Origin of the sequence: Collimonas fungivorans (assembly GCF_001584145.1) — a bacterium.
In the GTDB taxonomy this organism is placed as follows: domain Bacteria; phylum Pseudomonadota; class Gammaproteobacteria; order Burkholderiales; family Burkholderiaceae_D; genus Collimonas; species Collimonas fungivorans.
In genome coordinates, this window is record NZ_CP013232.1 from 848,034 (window position 1) to 864,997 (window position 16,964).

The 16,964-nt window shown below is 50.4% G+C and carries 12 protein-coding genes; 6 read left to right on the top strand and 6 right to left on the bottom strand.

The window, feature by feature from the left end:
* Positions 1 to 44: 44 nt before the first annotated feature.
* Positions 45 to 809 (top strand): enoyl-CoA hydratase, encoded by a 765-nt coding sequence (locus tag CFter6_RS03610; RefSeq protein WP_061538763.1) that lies wholly within the window; start codon positions 45 to 47, stop codon positions 807 to 809.
* Between the two features lie 276 nt (positions 810 to 1,085).
* Here the strand turns inward: CFter6_RS03610 and CFter6_RS26150 are convergent, their stop codons facing one another.
* The 4 genes from CFter6_RS26150 to CFter6_RS03625 all read right to left on the bottom strand — a co-directional run bounded on the left by CFter6_RS26150 (position 1,086) and on the right by CFter6_RS03625 (position 8,199).
* A complete protein-coding gene (locus CFter6_RS26150; protein ID WP_205631440.1) occupies positions 1,086 to 1,811 on the bottom strand; it encodes an SLATT domain-containing protein in 726 nt (241 codons plus the stop codon).
* A complete protein-coding gene (locus CFter6_RS03615) occupies positions 1,774 to 3,531 on the bottom strand; it encodes a phospholipase D-like domain-containing protein (protein ID WP_061538764.1) in 1,758 nt (585 codons plus the stop codon). Before CFter6_RS03615 ends, CFter6_RS26150 begins: the two co-directional genes overlap by 38 nt.
* Positions 3,528 to 7,094, bottom strand: a complete 3,567-nt coding sequence (locus tag CFter6_RS03620; RefSeq protein ID WP_061538765.1) for an AAA domain-containing protein — start codon at positions 7,092 to 7,094, stop codon at positions 3,528 to 3,530. The genes CFter6_RS03615 and CFter6_RS03620 overlap by 4 nt, the downstream gene beginning before the upstream one ends.
* A 388-nt stretch (positions 7,095 to 7,482) precedes the next feature.
* Positions 7,483 to 8,199 carry a hypothetical protein gene (locus CFter6_RS03625; protein ID WP_061538766.1) on the bottom strand — a complete coding sequence of 239 codons (717 nt, stop codon included), beginning with the start codon at positions 8,197 to 8,199 and terminating at the stop codon, positions 7,483 to 7,485.
* A gap of 262 nt (positions 8,200 to 8,461) precedes the next feature.
* On the opposite strand from CFter6_RS03625, the gene CFter6_RS03630 reads away from it, so the two are divergent.
* The 5 genes from CFter6_RS03630 to CFter6_RS03650 all read left to right on the top strand — a co-directional run bounded on the left by CFter6_RS03630 (position 8,462) and on the right by CFter6_RS03650 (position 15,785).
* Positions 8,462 to 8,734, top strand: a complete 273-nt coding sequence (locus CFter6_RS03630) for a SymE family type I addiction module toxin (RefSeq protein ID WP_150118617.1) — start codon at positions 8,462 to 8,464, stop codon at positions 8,732 to 8,734.
* 375 nt (positions 8,735 to 9,109) lie between these two features.
* Positions 9,110 to 11,725: a type VI secretion system Vgr family protein gene (locus CFter6_RS03635; RefSeq protein ID WP_061538768.1), complete on the top strand. Its 2,616-nt coding sequence runs from the start codon at positions 9,110 to 9,112 to the stop codon at positions 11,723 to 11,725.
* Entirely contained in the window at positions 11,725 to 13,569 is a 1,845-nt protein-coding gene (locus tag CFter6_RS03640) for an esterase/lipase family protein (protein ID WP_061538769.1), read from the top strand. Before CFter6_RS03635 ends, CFter6_RS03640 begins: the two co-directional genes overlap by 1 nt.
* 5 nt (positions 13,570 to 13,574) lie before the next feature.
* Positions 13,575 to 14,531 carry a T6SS immunity protein Tli4 family protein gene (locus CFter6_RS03645; RefSeq protein WP_061538770.1) on the top strand — a complete coding sequence of 319 codons (957 nt, stop codon included), beginning with the start codon at positions 13,575 to 13,577 and terminating at the stop codon, positions 14,529 to 14,531.
* 282 nt (positions 14,532 to 14,813) lie between these two features.
* The gene (locus tag CFter6_RS03650; RefSeq protein ID WP_236904507.1) at positions 14,814 to 15,785 is read left to right on the top strand and encodes a T6SS immunity protein Tli4 family protein; all 972 of its coding nucleotides are present in this window, start codon (positions 14,814 to 14,816) and stop codon (positions 15,783 to 15,785) included.
* A gap of 209 nt (positions 15,786 to 15,994) precedes the next feature.
* Here CFter6_RS03650 and CFter6_RS03655 read toward each other — a convergent pair whose 3' ends face one another.
* Complete coding sequence (locus CFter6_RS03655; protein ID WP_061538771.1) at positions 15,995 to 16,144, bottom strand: entericidin A/B family lipoprotein; 150 nt, start codon at positions 16,142 to 16,144, stop codon at positions 15,995 to 15,997.
* A 70-nt stretch (positions 16,145 to 16,214) separates the two neighbouring features.
* A complete protein-coding gene (locus CFter6_RS03660) occupies positions 16,215 to 16,886 on the bottom strand; it encodes a MarC family protein (protein ID WP_061538772.1) in 672 nt (223 codons plus the stop codon).
* Between the last annotated feature and the right edge of the window lie 78 nt (positions 16,887 to 16,964).

The following is a 16,964-nucleotide window of genomic DNA, read 5'->3' on the forward strand; positions in this document are numbered from 1 at the left end:
TTGAATCAAGGCGCTGCACGCTGCAGGCCGAACCGGAGTAGCAGATGGATATATTGACCAGCAAGGAAAACGGCATCCTGACGATCGAATTCAATCGCCTGGAAAAGAAAAACGCGATTACCGCCGCCATGTACCAGACCATGGTCGACGCACTGAAAGATGCGGAGAGCGACAGCACGGTAAGAGCGATCCTGTTCACCGGCAAGCCGCAGATTTTCAGCGCCGGCAACGACCTCGAAGATTTCATGAAGAACCGGCCGACCGGTTCCGACAGCCCGGTGTTCCAGTTCCTGTGGCAGATCAGCCATGCCAGCAAGCCGCTGGTGGCTGCGGTAGCGGGTGCTGCGGTCGGCATCGGCACTACCTTGCTGATGCATTGCGACCTGGTGTATGCGGCCGACAATGCGCGGTTTTCAATGCCCTTCACCCAGCTTGGCCTGTGCCCGGAAGCAGCCTCCAGCCTGATCCTGCCGCAGATCGCCGGTTATCAGCGCGCAGCCGAAAAGCTGCTGCTGGGCGAAGCCTTCACGGCGGAAGAAGCCGCGTCCATGGGCTTGGTCAACAAGGTCTTGCCGGCGGAAGAACTGCTGGCGTTTGCTCAAGCGCAGGCGGCCAAGCTGGTGGCTTTACCTGCAGCGTCGATCCGCGTTACTAAGCGGTTGATGAAGGGCGGCCAGATTGCTGAGGTGGAAGCGCGGATGGCGCAGGAGGTCGAACACTTTGGCGCGATGCTGGCGGCGCCTGAGGCGGCTGAGGCGTTTACTGCGTTCTTTGAGCGGCGTAAGCCTGACTTCAGCAAATTTTGCTGAGCAGCGATTTCATCGCGATCGTAAAAAACCGACTGTATGTCGGTTTTTATGAGCACTAAGGATATGTGTATTGGTACAGATGCATCATTGCAGACGCCCAACTGGAACTATAGTGGAGATTATCTAATACTCTTTGCAAGTTATTTTCTACGAAACACAATATATTGCGCTTGCAGTTCCACCCAACATCTGCCCAAATTCTTTCTTTAGTCACTCAAGAAGAGTTCGCTTATTCTTCTTCGTGGACATCGGCAGAAAATCATAATTGGTCACCAATTATGACTGCGTTTCGGGTGCTTTGTACGGCGATATTTCCGATGCACTTCTCGCTTTTTGCAAATCCTTTGGACTTGTAGGAAATGCTTCTGCTTCAGTATTTATTTGATGATAATCAGAATAGAGCTTATCGTACTCGGTCCACAAATCTGCCGACGAATACGGTACGTCTAGATGTTTTTGTTGCAGGCCCTTACATTGTCTCGAAATATGGACATAACGATTTCCGATGGCGCGGTGTCCTTCTGACGCCTTATGAAAATTAAAAAAAGTCTGAATCCCGCTCAAGCTAGCAGCTCCAAACGCCAAAAAAATAGAAAATATGCCAAGCCATCCGTTGGGAATAGAATGGTGTGGTTCTGCTGATGGTGTTTCTTGCATTCGATCAGTATTTTTACTGATAACAGACGTACCTTGATCATCGATTGCAATCGTCGAATTTAGAGGTGTCGTAGATACCGATGCCTTGGATGGTTTTTCCAATGGTGTCAATAACGGAGGACTTGTCCCTTGAAGACTTACAAGAACGATGCCTACGAATAAATTGGCTATTATCACGGGCACTCCGTAGAATCGATGCCAAAACATCTTTCGATCACTTGCGTTGAAATGCTTACTTTTTCCAATCTTTGAGTCGATTCGCAACTCATCAATCGCCGCCAGCGCACCAGTATTTGTATTTGCCATCTTAGCTTTTGCTCCAATTTGATTGTTGTAAAACGCCATTAGCTCGCCGCAATAATTCAATGGCTATGCCTTTTCCTGAGATTGCTATTCCAATTTCAGAGCATGAGTTATCCATTGGGTCGGCGGAAAGCCAGTTCTGACTCGTTATCACAATATTGTCGTCATCCCACGTTAAAAATTTCGCATGCAAGCTAGGTGCAATGATCTTATTGAAGATCAAATTTTCCGTAGTATTGTTTTTAATTAATTCTTCGACTAAAGCGGCGTCCGAGATGCCGGAAAGGAGCTCGTAATATAGATTTACTTTGACTCCATTAGCATTTATAGCAGCCATAGCGGGTACGAACACAAGAGTATCGGCGTTTAAGCTAACGCGATGGCTGACGACATTTATACTATTGATGGCCTCATCCCTCGCTTGTAGCATATACTCGTTATGGTCCGAGCCAAGAACGATAGAGGCGGTGAAAGTCTCATTTGAATGGTGTATTTCGGCGTGCCTGGTTAGATTGGCTGCCTGTGCAGCCAAGTCTCCTGCTAAATTCGACCAATGCCCACTCTTTCCGATAGCCAGTTTTGAAAGTTTAGCGGCAATATCTCCTACAATTTGCGGTGACGAAAACACAATGGAGACATCAAAACTTCTAAAGCTTGAACTGAGCCAGTTGCACGAGCCGATACAACCGATCATTTTTCCATTGCCATCGTCGGCAAACAATATTTTTGCATGAGAGTCTGTTGTGTGCCTGTGCAGCCGAATACGCTCCAACATCACTTCGTCGTGCAGCATATTACGGCACGTTGCGACCTCGTCCTGAATTTTATTGGTACCGTCTGGATCAGTCGATTTTCCCCATAAAATATCGATACGAACGCCGCGTCTCGCCGCAGCCTCCAAGATTTGCAAATGTTCTTCGAAACGAAGAGAATTAATGAACGTTGAATGTAAAACTATCCAAGATATTGCCTTGTTGATCGTCTCGACAAAGAATTTTTTGTGCTCATCGCCACCGACGATAAGATCACGATTATTAAAATCAATTTTGAATATTTTTCTCACGGAATAATCGGGAGAAAGAATTTCTTCTTGATGAGTAATATCAGTTTCTGTCGAGGCATTTGCGAATACAGCATTCCTAATTCGCTTGTGAAGCTCCTGAGGGGCGGATGGTGGTAACCCCTCTATTTCGCCATCAGATATAGTCACAATTGCAAATCGGTCTAGAAATCTGGACGCCAAGGGCTCTACACCTCTGCAATGCTCGTCCTCATCCAAAAGTGTTGAAATTATTTCGTCGAGTTCAAGTTTGTCCGCGCTCTGTTCAATTGGTAGCTCAAGAACAGCTGTGTGGTCTGTTAGTTTATTGAGTTGGGTTCTGCTGCGAAGTGTTAAATCGCGTGCTCGAAATACTGTCCCTGTAATGCCGTCAATTACAAAGCTTGATCGCTTTGATATCTGGCGCGTTACGGCCGGTAAAGTGTCGTTCGACACCACGCTTTTTCCGGCATTAGTAATCTTGAACGCAATATCATCTTTACGATTCACTATTTCGACCCATCCTACTCGCATGAGTCGGCTCATTACCTCGACAACTAACCGCCATGGTAAACTTGTGTTCGTGACTGTTTCTGCGGCGCTCTTCGGTTCAGCGACAAGTGAAAATAGGAGTAAATGCTCAACTGCATTCCACTTCCGGCCCTTGTCGACATACAGCCGTACAGTGGCAAATCGAAGCGGTATCGCAACAGTAATACTCATAATTTTCCCGAGAGAATATTGTCAGATCTAATTACTGTCGCCAGAGATATTGAATTCTGATCTTTCTCGCTTTCCAAGATACGGAGCGTCTCGAAAATCTTCTTCAGAAAATATTGGCGATCTGATTTTGAAATCGTTTCGGTAGATAGGCGTCGTTGCAAAAAATCGAGGCTACCGACTATTATCAGCTTCCACTTAGCTCTGCTCAGAAGCACATTCATTCTTCTGGGATCCGATAGGAATCCAAGAGCGCGGAGACCACCGTGATGATTATTTCTAACCAACGACAATATTACGACGTCTGCTTCGCTTCCTTGAAATGAGTCGACGGTACCCACCGGTGTTTCAGAGTTGCCTTCAAAGTCAAAATCAACCAAATGACTAAGCCTGGTTGAAGAGTTGCGCCTTATTTGGTTTTCGAGGCGACGCACTTGCTGTCGGTAGGGGCTAAGAACCGCGATGGTAGGTTTTTTTGCACCGGCGGTATTGGCGCGAAGTTGCGACATTATCTCAATGACTGCATCTACCTCTGTTGGATTGTGATAGTTTGGCTTTTTCTCGCCGTTAGCAGAATTTTTAGTTGCTTGGCCAAAGGGCATGTTAATAAAAATTATCGGAGAATCTGGCATGACGCTTTTATGAGCAAATCGAACTGGTGATTCGTCTACTTCAAAGCGAAGTTCACATGCTGGATCAGTAAGTAGTTTATCGTCATAGAAGGCGGCAGAAACCAATCGCGCAATTGCTGGATGCATTCGGTGCTGAAAGGTCAGTTGGCGACCAATAGGGATCCGAATTTTTCCACCGCCTGGGTTAACTAGCTCCCCTTTGACTAGAGTTTCAAATAATGTGAGAGCAGATGCTGCCTCACCGCAGACAGTTTGCAGTTCGTCTATTTCCCCGGGTTCATTTGATAGCTCTTCCATATCGATATCTCGCAATTGCCGGGATATAAGGCTGCGTCCGATTTCAAGGGCTTCACGTACTTTTTCCGGATGCTCCAAGAGTTTTTTGATACGTTCTTCACCATAAGGGGGCAATTGTTCATGATCTCCGATCATCAGACGCCTGTGCGACAACAGAAGTGGTGGAATCAGTTCTACGCCTGTCGCTTTTGCAGCTTCCTCGACAATAGTCCAATCGAATTGCGCACGTTCATCGATTAATCGTTCTATATCTCCAGAGTTCGTCGATGAAAAAACGACGTTGGCCGATCGCAATAGAAGAGCTTCCAGTGAGCGGTCGCGTGTTCGTTTACCCTTGTGTTCATTCTGTGCTTGATGATAAGTTTCTCGTAGGGTGTTTAGCGCCCCCTTTATATTTCCTGGGGCCGTACTAAAAGTTTTGCTTGAGATCAGTCGATCTATAACAAGACGCGCTTGAGGGCGCACGTCATACACATCTTCTGACGCACCATTTTCCTTTGGTCTACTTCGGACCATGAGGGGTTGGTCTGCCGGGTCGACATCTAAAAATAACTTTTTAACTTCATCCAGTAGGTGATCGACCGCATGATGACTTTGGGCGCTCAATAAAATACGAGTACTAGGATCACTCCGAAGTGTGCGATCGACTAGTTCGGTAACCAAGCGAGTTTTCCCTACCCCTGGTGGTCCTTGAACTAGGAACAGCGGTAACACTGCCCACATTTCGCGTAACGCATTCTGTTTGGATGCGTCTAATCGCTGAAATGAAATATCCTCGATAATGGCATCGTGGGTCTTTCTTATGCGGCGTCGAGGATCCGCCAGCATTTCTAGAAGCTCTGAATGATCTTTCAACGAACGCAGTGCTTTTATACGGCGCCGTAGCAAACTTTCATTTCCCACATAATCGCTCTTCCTTAGGAACAATTGTTCTGAATTTTCGAGCGGCCCAGGGCCTTCGAAGAAAACTTGCTGTTTCCCATTCTCCTCATTTGTTTCCACAAACCGCCAACGTGCGGTTTCGTCATCAGTGCCACCGAGGACACCAACATCACTTATTTTCCAATAACCATCTAGAGAAACCTGTTCGTCATTAAAAATCTCGGCCATTCTTATAGCTGGCGATTTGAGGTTTAATTTTATAGATAAAGTTTCTCTACTTTCGTCGCTACGCGACTGCACACAAATCTTTATTCCGTCATTAGTCTTTTGAGACCCTACAACTACAATTGGAAAGATATCGGCGGCGCTTACCAGCGTTTCGAGAAGTTGAAGCAGCAAGAGTCCACGGTATTGTCGAATTGCCGGATCATTGCTATTTTGCGATTCCTTTGGGACAATCTGCTGATCCCAATGTAGCGTTCTCCCTTGTAAAGCGGCGAACCGTTTTGTAACTTGACTCAGCGGAATAAGCTCAAGTTCTGAATATGAAATATTTTGCTGACCCAATATTTCACGTGGCGATGGACGCTGTGCTGTGTTTTCGCAATATGCAAGTGCCCAAGTCGATTCTCCACGGTTTTGTGGACGGTATGGATTCAGCACATAGGTTAGTGAACGTCCGGCAAGAAGAAAGCGACTCTCTCTACTTTGTCCGTACGAGACTTCAATCAAGAGAGGCTCTGACGCAATATCAAGACGAATAAATTCAAGCATTGCATCTATATCCGTGATATCGAGAGATCGCTCGGCGGCGTCATAAACCGCTTGAGCGAGCCTACTTGACGGGGCGACATTACACGTGAAATGCAGGGTGGCTAGGCGGTTGCCCGCCATCGTTCTGAGGCTTTGCAAAATCGAATCAATTTTCTCGCAAACGAACGGCCCGTCAATTCGTGATAGTGTGTCACATCGCAGCAGCAATAGTAGAAGATCGCGTTCGGCGGGTATGAGATATGGCGCTGCGTCTATTTCGTCAGCGTTTCGCTTGCCAGTTAGGAACGTCTTGTGTTCCACTCCCAGCAACTGAGCCGCAACCCTCCCATATGCGCGCCAGTCCTCTAAGAACGAATAGACGGCCGAATCTTCTTCAGCGAATTTTCGAAGAAGTGTATGTTTTCTGGCGGCCACACCTGTAAGGCGAACGGACCATTCAAATCCACTGAGTTGGAAATCGGCGATGTCATCTCCTGCGCTGAAGATCGCCCATGTGTCAAGATTTCGATGTAGTAATCCTTGCGTATGCAGTATGTCCAACCCTGTAGCGACTCGGCGTAAATTGTCCCAAAGCCTCTGGCGGTTGGCCGGTAGTCTGGGATGGCGTAGCCAGTGAAATTCTGTAATTCGAGTTAATAGCGCTTCGATAGGCAAACGCTGGTTTGGGCTTAGAACAAGATAAAACCCTTCTGCGTCTTCACCCGAGTCGGACTGTTCTACCATAAATTCGCGTGCTCCAGGACAACCCGCGAGCCGATGGAGTTGCCTGATTTCCTGACGCCATATTTCTTTGAGCGTGTCTTTGGATACTACAGAATCTCTTCGCCACTGTTTAATTACAACACGCTCCCCCGTTTCTTTGTTCTGCGCACCGATCATTTTTGCGCGACCGCTCTTGATATCGCCTCGTTGAAGCGCTTTATTGTCTAACTTGAATCGTCCCAAAAATTCTTGTCGATCACGATTTAATTTGAGAGACATAGGTTGGCTTTTGAAGATGGGGTGCAAGAATTCTACTTGATATTTGGCAATTGTTGGCAAATAGTCAAATCCCTTTTTTCGGAAACGAGGCTATTGCTCGGAGACGGATATTGGGATCGTTTTTGAGCTGTCTCTGAAATTTGGCCTTCTATAGATGACGTAAAATTAACCTTACTTTGAAATCGGTTTTTTAAATCAATTAGTATGTGCGCATTTTTTTAGACATGTTTTCTACTAAAAATCGCATGCAATGACTAAAGAGAATGGCAATCGCATCAGAATGTCGGGACATTGCGGTGGTGCCGATTTCCGTGACTCACGTTGATGGTGGAGTATCCAAAACTGAGCGGCCACGATATGGGCGCCTTATTTTCCCAGCAGCTTCACCTTATTTTCCCAGCAGCTCCAGAGAGTGATTCCATTCCGTAACCCATCCGAATAAAAAATCATGCGCATTAAATGCCCTTCTCAGATGTGGTATTGGCACCCGATACACATCGTTTAATCCCAGCGCCAAGGTGACCGGATTCCACACAGCCTTGTTCTTTGCCCTTTTAGCGCTGCCCTTAACCCTCGCTCCTTCATCACCGAATATGCCGCCGGCATCGCTAAGAGCCTGCGCCAGATCAATCTTCACCAGGCTGGAAAATGCGATCAGCACTTGCTCTCTGTTGATGCCAGTCTGTGATTCCACTGCCGCTTCGATTTTGACTGGTTCGGACTTGGCCTCGGCCTCGCGCTTTAGCTTACCTGGCATGCGCTCCAGATCCTTTTTCAGAAAACGCAACTCATGCAAAGCCCTGCGAAAGCCTGGCGGTTTGAGTTGCGCCACGATTTTGTAGACGTCTTTGGTGATCGTGATGAGCACATCTTCGCTTCCGGCTGCGAGCCGTCTGGTGTCGCCTTCGAAAAAGATCGGTGCCGCATAACCGCCGTTAGCGTCGCCGAAGAGTTCTGGATAGTCGGCGTCATAGTCCAGCCAGACGTAAGGGATCAAACCATTTTCTATCATGCGCGCCAATGTCCATGGCTCGCCGGTCTGCTGTGCAAGCCAGTGGCAAGCCTGCTCAGTTGTTGCGCGAAAAGGTAATTCGTTGTTGGTCATTTTTTCTTTCAGGTGCCAGCTTCAATGCCGGCATTGCTTCGCGCGTTTATGGGTACGTGCCACGCTCCACCCGGCGCTATGCTTTTTCTTAAATATCGGCTAAGCGCATTTTAAATGCTGCTTATTTTTTAGACGATGCTAATGTATTGAGTGCTGGGTTTGCATCGTTGAACAGGAAAAGATTGTCCCTGAATGATGAGGTGAACGCAGTGCTTGCACCTTGCCTGCGCAGCATTGGCGGGCGAGGCAAGAAGCGCGGCACGTGGATGCTACCAACATCAACGCGCCGCTAACCACAAACAACTTAAAGACTATGGAGTTGAATATGGCTAAGCGCAATCATACGCGAGACCTCCGCACGCCCACAACCGATGATCCGTCGCAACGGCTCACCGTTTCTTTCTACCAGCACGACAATCCCGACGCACTCTGGATCAAGCTATGCGGGACCGGCCTCAAACAAGCCGGCTTTGCACCGCAGTCCTCCGTGCGTGTCAGGATCATGCCCGGCTGTCTGCTTATCACCAGCAACTGACGCCGACGCCTGAGCTATCCGCGCAGGCTAAGCCGCTTTCCCGATTCCGTGCATGCAGCGGTAACGGAAAGCGGCTTTTTATCCTCAAGTCCTCCTCAACCGATTGACGATTGCAAAAATAAGCTTTTTCGCATTTTTAGTTCGCCCTCGCACACCACGACAATCTGCAATCGTCCAGATCTCCAGCGAAGCTGTCTCACAATCCCCGTAAAGTGTGAACTCTTGCAAATTTCGTTACTTTTATGCATTGCACTGTGGAAATTAAAGATGTTGTCGGTTATGATTTGGTTAAATATTTATCAAGTAGAATGCGAAGACATTGCCTTGCTAAAAAGACTATTTTATTGCTGATGAAATAATTTTCAGGGACCACGCATGAGTAGCCTGCTTCAATCCATAGCGGCCTTAATTCAGGGGCGGCAGCATAATCGAATCCTTCGACTGTCATTTCCACATGGCGATGGTCCGCAAGCCCAACTGTTGGTCAATAAGCTGGATGCGGTTGAAAGCCTGTCACGAGATTTTGAGTTCAAAATTGAACTATTGTCAGATGACCCTGCGCTGGCGCTGAAGGATCTGCAAGGCAAGCTGTTCTGCGTAGAACTTGTCCGCGCGGACGGGACGCTTCGACATTTCAGTGGTTTTTGTTTTGAATTCCGTTCAGTCCGTTCCGACGGTGGAATTACTTTCTACCAAGCTAAATTAGGCCCGTGGCTTCAATATTTGCATCTGCGCAAAGACAACTACATTTTTCACGGCAAGACATTACACGAGCAAATAAGCAGCATTTTCGAAGATTACGGTACGTTGCCCGATTGGGACTTCAGGGTCGGCGGGGAAGACGCCGCAATGACAGATGCCTTTCAATATGAAGAAAGTGACCATAACTATCTTCACAGGCGTCTTGAATCCAAAGGCTGGCTGTACTGGTATGAACATACTGCTCAGGGCCATAAACTCATTGTCACGGACGACTCGACGCAGGCGGCGCCAATGGATGGTGGCCCGGAGATTGGTTTTCAACGACATGGCGGTGCAACTGAAGAAGACGGAATAGCCCAATTTTCGCCTGTGCGCCAGATTGTGGCCGGTTCTGTGTCGCTCTCGGGATTCAATTTCAAGAGTCCCGTACCAATCAACGCGGGCGTGCCGACACTGAACAAGCAAGGCGATGTGCTCGACATAGAATCCTATGAATATACCGGTGCATATGGCGTTAAGAACACTCAAGACGCCGACAAGCTGTCTCGACTGCGCATGGAAGAGATCGAAGCCAGTGGCAAGCATTTTGAAGCGGCCGGCAACAATCGCTTCGTCATTCCTGGACGCTGGTTCCGTTTGACCAATCATTTTTCCTTCAATTCTTTTGGCAGCCATGACGAGGCCAGCAAAAGTGAATTCCTCATTCTCTCCGTACATCACAAGGCGTCCAATAATTATCTGCAAGACGCTACCGAGAAGGCCGAATACGACAGTACTTTGACATGCATTCGGAAGATTATTCCATGGCGACCAGGTCGCAACTTCAATAGCGTCGACACCAAAATCATTTCCCCGCAAACCGTCACGGTAGTCGGCCCTTCAGGCCAGGGCAGTATTTTTACCGACGAATATGGTCGTATTCGTGTGCAGTTTCATTGGGACCGCATTGGCAATAACGATGAAAAAAGCTCGGCCTGGGTTCGCGTCGCCAGTTCTTGGGCCGGCGGCGAGCTTGGTGCAAAGATGATTCCACGGGTTGGGTCGGAAGTGATTTCGCAGTGGCTCGATGGCAATCCTGACCGTCCTATCATTACTGGCAGCGTGTACAACCAGCGCAATATGCCGCCATGGAAATTGGCGACCCAGCAATCGCTCATGGGTTTTCGCAGTCGTGAGTTAACTCCCGACGGAGGCAATCAGCCTGGCGGCCGCAGTAACCACCTGATCCTGGATGACTCCAACGGAAAAATCCAGGCCCAAATCAAGAGCGATCACCAACATAGCCAGCTGAGTCTGGGACATATCACCCGCATCGAAGACAATGCGGGCCGTAAAGACGCGCGCGGCGAAGGCTGGGAACTGCGTACCGACGGTCATGGCGTGGCGCGCTCAGCGCAAGGCATGCTGATCACGACCGAAGGCCGTAGCAATGCCGCATCGCACATGAAGGACATGGGTGAGACGGTGCAGAGGCTCACTTCGGCGCGTGATCAGCACGAAACGCTGGCCGATATGGCGCAGCAGGCCGGAGCTCAGGAAAAGCAGGGGCAGCAAGCCGATATTGCGAAAGTCCTTAAAACCCAGAACGATGCCATCAAGGGCGGCGGTGCTGGCAGCGACGGCACTTTCCCTGAACTGTCCGAACCGCATCTGGTGCTGGCTAGCCCTGCTGGCATTGAGAGCACCACTGCCCAATCGACCCATATCTCTAGCGACCAGCATACCGCCATCACTACTGGCAAGAGCCTGTCCATTGCCACTGGCGACAGCCTGTTTGCCAGCATTGCCAATACCTTCCGTCTGATGGTCCAAAAATCTGGCATGAAGATGGTCGCTGCAGCAGGGGATATCGATCTGCAGGCGCTGAAGGACAGCATCAATGTTTTGGCGAAACTCAATATTACCCAAACCGCCAATCGCATCACGATCACGGCCAAGGAAGAAATCGTGATCAATGGCGGCGGTAGCTACGTCAAATTCAATGCGGGTGGAATCGAACACGGCACAAATGGCATCTTCGTCGCTCATGCCGCCACGCATAGTCTTCCAGGGCCCAAGAATCGTTCAGTTGACCTGCAAAATTCTGCGACTCCTGCGCCGTTCGACAGGGAAGTGGTCTTTCATCACATGGACGACCAGAACAGTACTGCTGCCAAACAGATGTTCAAACTCGATCGGGACGGCGCTGGCGCGACTGGGCCTGTCACGGGATCGGACGGCAGTACTCAAATGCAACGCTCCGATGGCCCCGAATTCTACAAAGTCCGCTGGCTTGGGAGGGCCAAATAATGACGGTTCAAGGTGATGACCAAGACATCTGGCTCGATTTCACCCTAGGGGTAAACCAGTCTGCCGAGGTTGGTGTTCAAACCACCCCGACTAACGATAAACGCAGGATTAGAGTACGCGTGCCTCCGGGCAAACTGATTCCGATCATATTCTTTCCTGGCATCATGGGCAGCAATTTGCGCCTGTCCAAAAAACGCCAGGCAGAGATACAGCGCCAGGATAATCGTTCCTGGCGCCCCGATGACAAGGGCGATGCTTTGAAGCGACGCAATGCGTCAGCAGCGGAGCGTCAAATGCGCCTGGACCCCGACGAAGTCGAAGTAGATCACTATGAAATCTCCTACGATAAAGACAAGGATCGTTTCGAGTCCACTGGCAATGCAACACAAACTTCAGATAGCCGCCATGACAATGTGCCGGACAATCTCGCGGATGTGAGTAAGTTGTTGATGAGTGATCCCAAGCTTGAAAAGGATCATCCGCTTACCACAGGACACGAGCAGCACTTTAGCGCTGCGCAAAAGGCGCGTGCTCGCGGGTGGAGCGAAGTCATGTTTGGTTCTTACGGCAAAATCCTTATGCTGATGGAAAAGCAGCTCAACGACATGCTTAAGGCTGATGGCGCTAACGTAGAAGTGTCGGCTTCTTGGGCGAGCAAAGGCAACGCACAAGCTTTAGTTGGACGCGCACCTGCCAGCTTTGGCAACTCAGACGCCCCAGCCCTGGCTGAGGCTGATATTAAAAAAATTGGCAACTGCTGGTATCCGGTACACGCCTTTGGGTACAATTGGCTTAAGAGTAATGGTGACGAAGCCAAAGATATCGCCCCGCGCATCCAAAAGCTTATCGACACTTACAACCAGAATGGCTTCGATTGTCCCGGTGTTATTCTTGTCACCCACAGCATGGGCGGGTTATTGGGCCGAGCTTTGATACACCCCGATTATGGCAATCTGAAAGACAAGGTGCTGGGCGTGGTTCACGGTGTGATGCCGACAACGGGTGCCGCTGCGGCCTATAAGCGCTTGCGGGCGGGCTTTGAAGGCAGCAACAAAACATGGTGGCACTTCCTCGATAGAATCCAGGGCGGCATCGTCAAAGGTGTGCTGGGCGATAACGGGGAAGAGGTAACGGCAGTATTGGCCAATGCACCGGGTGGATTAGAACTACTGCCTAACAAGATGTATGGCACTGGTTGGCTCAAAGTGCAAGACAAACAAGGCAAGGATTTAATAGTGCCCGCTCTACCCAAAGAAGACCCTGCGGCAGAGATTTATTTACTGGAGCCGCAGAAGTGGTGGCGGTTGATCAATCCGGAATGGATTGATCCGGCAAAGATGGGGAAAAGTGGCATGAAAGGATCTGAGCAGATCGGGGCGAAAGCTACGCGAACACGCATATTTGACGCCATGACGTTCTCGCATGCGATCCAGGACACCTTCCACGATGAAACCTATGCCCACTTCGGAGAAGATCCCACGCAACTGGCCTGGAACGATATTGTCTGGAAGGTGACCGATGGCAATGCCAGTGCGGCAGGCGACCCGTTGTCCTGGACTCTTCTCGAAGGCGAAAAAGGCGACAATGCTCAAGGTACCATCCGCGTGTTGAGCGCGAACGGCATTCCGCTAACCCTGCAGCTTCAGCCTTCAAACTCGGCTGCGGACGGTACTGTGCCCGTTGAACGCAGTGCTGACAAGGTGCGCGCCAAAGTCAAATTCAGGCAGACGGGCTACGACCACCAGGGCAGCTACGACAACGAGGGCGCCCAGGCGGCCACGCTGTATGGGGTAGTAAAGATCGCCAATGCTTACAAATCCGAATGGTGGGACAAGAAAGATTGAATGCCATGAACCAACGAATTGAACAACTCTTTGCTCGCCCCAAGCTACTTTGCTTTGGGCGCTACGTGCTTGAAGTGCCCCAGGATGCGACGCTGATTTGGGGGACGGATGATTTTGAAACATTCTCCAATCGCGCCAAGGATCTGAAGCAGATCGTGGAGGCAAAGCGGAATGAGATCCTTGCAAAGGACAAGACTGCAAGGATCAATTTCTTAGGCGAAGGCCCGGCTCCTAACGTGATGTGGATTCGCTCGTTCAAAAGTGAGGGGGCAAGGGTATTCCAGCTTGAAGGTTTTCAGATTTACCACGTTGTTGGCCCGCACATTTTTCGCTGGCAAAGCGGCACCGATGAAAGCGCCAACAGCACCGTCGAAAGCATCACTCAGAAAACGATTTTTCTGGCCTCCAATCTGCGTCCAAGGACACCATCCGATGTGCCCAAAGAGCCTGGTCTGTGCCTTGAGTACGGTTTCTTGCGCAATGCGCCCTACGACAATCAGGAATACTTTGCGACCGGCTTGCTGCTGCCGGCCCTGCCCGATGTGACTTTCAGTGTCGAGAGCAACAAGGATGCGAGCACTCAAGGCAGTAATGGCCACAGCCTGCTCAAACAAATCAATGATAGGCGTAACGAGTTGGGTGGAAGTTATCCCAAAATCGTCACTTTGCGCGAAGGCAAACGCACCGTGCATGGTTGGGCCGGCGAGGAATCGCTGGTGCGTCGTGCTGATGGCACCCATGACTTTGAATGGAAATTTATCGGTGAAACAGGTAATGTGGCCAAGCCTGCCATGCTGGACGTAACGATGTACAGCAAGGTCAAAGCCAACCGTGTTGGAGCCGCATCTGCCGCTTCCGTTGACGACGAAGAAGCACTCGCCCTGTGGGACAAGCTGCTGAACGGCTTGAAGTTCCGAGTCGCGGTACCCGGCGCACCGAGCGATGCGGTGGCGCTTCCATGACTGCGGTGACGACTATGGTACCAATATCTCGTCGCCGTGCACTTGGCATCCTGCTCGCCACATTGGTTGTGCCTTCGACACCAGCTTGGGCCCTTGAATCGAAAGAACCTGTCAGCCGCCTGTGGAAGCCTATTGATCCGATCAAGATGAACGTAAGATAACTTTAATTTCCCCTCCATTGGACTCCTGCACGCTAGCTTGGAAAGAACTACGCCATCCGAAATGGCTGGTCGTTAGGCTCTCTGGTTATCGAACGCTGTGCGGCGTAATGGAAAAGAAGAATTGATCACAGAATCGATGATGAATCAACGAATCGAAAAGCTGTTTTCTAAATCTAAACTATTGTGTTTTGGGCGATATGTATTGCTGGCGCCTCAAGACGCCAAGCTGATATTTGGCTCGGATTTCCCGACGCTTTTGAACAGAGCCAAGGATATCAAGCAGATTATGGAAGCTAGGCGGGCAGAGATATTGGCGAAGGACAAGACTGCAAAGATTAACTACTTTGGACCAGGCCCGACATCCAATGTGATGTGGATTCGGTACTACGAGGACGAATTTTCTCCGAAGTATAGTTTAGAGAGTTTTGATACCTACTATATAGTTGGTCCGCATATATTTGTCGGAGGCGGGGCTACTGCTAAGAGCCAGAATTCAACTGTTGAATCCATCACGGCGAAAACCATTGAGGTTGCTCAAAACCTTCGTCCTCGTGCCCCCGACGAAGTTCCCACGGAACCTGGCTTGTGCCACGAATTCGGCTTCACTCGCCTAGCAAGTGACAAGGGCCAAGTGCTATCTCAAGTTGGACTCTACCTCCCGGAGTTACCAGACATCACCTTCAGTGTGGAGAGTAACCAAAATGCCAGCACTCAAGGCAGTAATGGCCACAGCCTGCTCAAACAAATCAATGATAGGCATAACGAGTTGGGTGGAAGTTATCCCAAAATCGTCACTTTGCGCGAAGGCAAACGCACCGTGTACGGCTGGGCCGGTGAGGAATCGCTGGTGCGTCGTGCTGATGGCACCCATGATTTTGAATGGAAGTTTATCGGCGAAACAGGGAATGTGGCCAAGCCTGCCATGTTGGACGTAACGATGTACAGCAAGGTCAAGGCCAACCGCGTTGGAGCCGCATCCGCCGCTTCCGTTGACGACGACGAAGCCCTGGCTCTATGGGACAAGTTGCTGGAAGGTTTGAAGTTCCGAGTCGCAGTGCCTGGCGCACCGAGCGACGCGGTGGCGCTCCCATGAATGGCCATCATTCTGCAAAGAGCATTTTTGATTGGCTAATAAATCACGTCGCGATGACGGTATATGCAACTGACTCCAGCCACATAAATTGGGATGAGGATTCTTGTCGGAGTCTGGCAGCGAGGCGATTCCATGCTGCTAAATATTGATGCAATGAGGGACGGCAGGGGTGGGCGGTAACGCTGCCCACCCCTGCGATCCGCCCGGGATTACATTTTCTTTTGCACGTCCTGTGCCGCGTCTTGAACCTTTTCACCACCGGTCTGCACATCCTTGCCCATGCCGGCAACCGTATTGCACGCCGACAGCGCGCCCAGCATGCCAAACATCGCTGCAACTACCATCATCTTCTTCAGCATTGTGTGCTCCTAATGAGTTGGTGAGGCAATAATCTTATCACTAGAATTCGGCAAAACGGGAAAAAGTGATTTAGTGCGCTTGCCCCAGCAATAATAAGCCGCTGACGCCATCCCACAGGATCTGCACGCCGATGCACAGCAAGATGAATGAAGTCATGCGCTGCATGACGGTGGTGCCGGTCTCGCCCAGCAAGCGTATCAGGACGCCGGCAAAACGATTGCTGAGATAGACCGCCAATGCCGCCAGCGCCAGGCCGACGACGGCGGCGATCATGGACAGCGGCAGCGGCACGTTCGGCACGCGCACGCCGGCGCCGAGGGTGATGGCGACCGAGATCGAGCCGGGGCCGACGGTGAGCGGAAACGCCAGCGGATAAAACGCCTTCTTCGAGGCCAGCTGTTCGGTCCAGAGCGATGCGGGCACCGCTTCCGCCATCGGCGTTTCGTCGGAGTTCAGCATTTTCCAGGCGGTGGCGACCACCAGCAGGCCGCCGGCGACTTTCACCACCGGCAGCGACAGGCCGAAAAAAGCCAGCACATGGGTGCCGATGAACATGCCGCCCACCAGCAGCAGGAAGGAGTTGATGGCTACTCCGCGCGCCAGCGAGTTGCGGGTGGCGTCGGAAGCGGAGATGGTCAGCGCATGGAAAATCGGCGCGCCGCCGGGTGGGTTCATGATCGGCAACAGCGCTGCCAGCACAAACAGCACGGTCTTCAGGAAGCTCAGCAGGTGGAATTCCATGTGCACATGTCGCCAGTAGTCGTCGGTGGCCCGATTCTAGACCGGCGGCATGATGTCGGCAAGCAATCCCGCTAACGG

What these genes read in the sequence shown, in the direction of transcription:
- CFter6_RS03640 (WP_061538769.1), top strand. Translation starts at nt 11,725, where the DNA reads ATGACGGTTCAAGGTGATGACCAAGACATCTGGCTCGATTTCACCCTA.
- CFter6_RS03620 (WP_061538765.1), bottom strand. Translation starts at nt 7,094, where the DNA reads ATGTCTCTCAAATTAAATCGTGATCGACAAGAATTTTTGGGACGATTC.
- CFter6_RS03655 (WP_061538771.1), bottom strand. Translation starts at nt 16,144, where the DNA reads ATGCTGAAGAAGATGATGGTAGTTGCAGCGATGTTTGGCATGCTGGGC.
- CFter6_RS03610 (WP_061538763.1), top strand. Translation starts at nt 45, where the DNA reads ATGGATATATTGACCAGCAAGGAAAACGGCATCCTGACGATCGAATTC.
- CFter6_RS03615 (WP_061538764.1), bottom strand. Translation starts at nt 3,531, where the DNA reads ATGAGTATTACTGTTGCGATACCGCTTCGATTTGCCACTGTACGGCTG.
- CFter6_RS03635 (WP_061538768.1), top strand. Translation starts at nt 9,110, where the DNA reads ATGAGTAGCCTGCTTCAATCCATAGCGGCCTTAATTCAGGGGCGGCAG.
- CFter6_RS26150 (WP_205631440.1), bottom strand. Translation starts at nt 1,811, where the DNA reads ATGGCGTTTTACAACAATCAAATTGGAGCAAAAGCTAAGATGGCAAAT.
- CFter6_RS03625 (WP_061538766.1), bottom strand. Translation starts at nt 8,199, where the DNA reads ATGACCAACAACGAATTACCTTTTCGCGCAACAACTGAGCAGGCTTGC.
- CFter6_RS03660 (WP_061538772.1), bottom strand. Translation starts at nt 16,886, where the DNA reads ATGGAATTCCACCTGCTGAGCTTCCTGAAGACCGTGCTGTTTGTGCTG.
- CFter6_RS03645 (WP_061538770.1), top strand. Translation starts at nt 13,575, where the DNA reads ATGAACCAACGAATTGAACAACTCTTTGCTCGCCCCAAGCTACTTTGC.